Source organism: Candidatus Nanopelagicales bacterium (genome assembly GCA_018003655.1).
Taxonomy (GTDB): domain Bacteria; phylum Actinomycetota; class Actinomycetes; order S36-B12; family UBA10799; genus JAGNDY01.
On sequence record JAGNDY010000111.1, the window covers coordinates 3,951 to 5,413 of the forward strand.

At 62.6% G+C, this 1,463-nt stretch carries 3 protein-coding genes; all 3 read right to left on the reverse strand.

The genetic code is table 11. From position 1 onward, the window contains the following. Nucleotides 1-422: rRNA pseudouridine synthase (locus KAZ48_10575; GenBank protein ID MBP7973236.1), on the reverse strand; the 422-nt coding region annotated here is incomplete at its 3' end. A gap of 34 nt (nucleotides 423-456) precedes the next feature. Beyond that, complete coding sequence (gene scpB / locus KAZ48_10580) at nucleotides 457-1,218, reverse strand: SMC-Scp complex subunit ScpB (protein ID MBP7973237.1); 762 nt, start codon at nucleotides 1,216-1,218, stop codon at nucleotides 457-459. After that, on the reverse strand, nucleotides 1,211-1,463 hold a 253-nt coding region (locus KAZ48_10585), incomplete at its 5' end, for a hypothetical protein (GenBank protein MBP7973238.1). The genes scpB and KAZ48_10585, both read right to left, overlap by 8 nt.

Below are 1,463 nucleotides of genomic sequence, written 5' to 3' on the forward strand. Positions count from 1 at the left end.
TACGTCTTGTCAACGCCGTACGTGGGGTGCGTCAACCGGTGACCCAATTCGCCGTCATTGGTCAGCAGGAGCAGGCCCTCGGTGTCCGCATCGAGGCGACCAACGTGAAACACGCGAACGTCGCTGTCGATGAGGTCCCCCACGCATGGACGCCCTCGGTCGTCTTCCATCGCGGTAATGACCCCCAGCGGCTTGTTCAACGCAACCACGAGGTTGCCCGCCGGAACGGCAATCCGTTGATCGTCCACTCGGATGACAACTTGATCAGGGTGGACCCGCGTGCCGAGTTCGTCAGCAATCTGCCCATCCACGCTGACGCGCCCGGAGCTGATGAGGAGTTCGCATTTGCGTCGGCTACCGAACCCGGCCGCTGCGAGTACCTTCTGCAGCCGAACCCCTTCGTCCGCCGGAGTGGTCACGATGGGCGAGGCGAGCTCGCGCGCTTCACGATCGCCACTAGAGCGACGGTCCGATCAGCTCGTCGAGCACCGCAAGGTCTGGCAGATGATCCTCGATCGGGGGCAACTGCGAGACCGACTGCAGACCCATTCGTTCCAGGAAGAAGGACGTCGTTCCGTAGAGGATCGCTCCGGTATGCGGATCGGTTTCCATTTCGACGACAAGCCCGCGTGCGATCAGAGTCCGCATGACGCCATCAACGCTGACACCCCGGATCGCTCCGATCCTGGCGCGGCTAACGGGTTGTTTGTACGCAACCACGGCGAGTGTCTCCAGAGCGGCGTGGGTGAGTCTGGCCGAGCGCCCTTCGGTCGCGTACTTCGCCACGATGTCGGCGCAACTTGCTGCTGAGTAGAAGCGCCAACCCTCCGCGACGTTTCGCAACTCAAAGCCGCGGCCCTGCTCGAGGTACTCGGCGGCAAGCCGGTCCAACGTCTCTTCGACCTGCGTGACCGGCGCCTCCAGCGCTGCCGCCAACTCCAGCGCAGTGATGGGCTGATCGGTGACCATCAGCAGCGCTTCCAGCCCGGCTGCGCACTGCTCGTCGGAGATCTGTACAGCCACCGGGTCGCGGACATCGATCACTGAGTCGCCCGTGTCGGTGGACAGTGCAGTTTCCGTGGGCAGTGCAGTGTCCGTGGGCAGTGCAGTGGCGGAGGAATCCACAGCGGGATCGTCGTGGTCGGATCCACCGAACGTCACGTCAGTCACCGTCACGTCAGTCAGCGTGGACTCGTTCGTCAGTCGGTTATCAGCCATTCTCTGCCTGCATTTCTGTCTCGGGTGATGGAGCACTCGCGCCAACTTTGGCGACCACGGGCTGCCCTGAATCGTCAAACTCGCTATCGATGATGATCTGGTCAACGTCGTCGTCGAGCTCGATCCAGCGAATGTGCAGGTCGCCGAGTGCGGCAGCTTGCTCAAGAGCGACCCGACCCTGCCGGAAGAGTTCCAAGAGGCTGAGGAATCGGGCTATGACGACAGGCAGTGATTCAGCATCGCTG

Excerpts from the sequence above, each read along its gene's own strand:
- scpB (MBP7973237.1), bottom strand. The coding sequence starts at position 1,218 with ATGGCTGATAACCGACTGACGAACGAGTCCACGCTGACTGACGTGACG.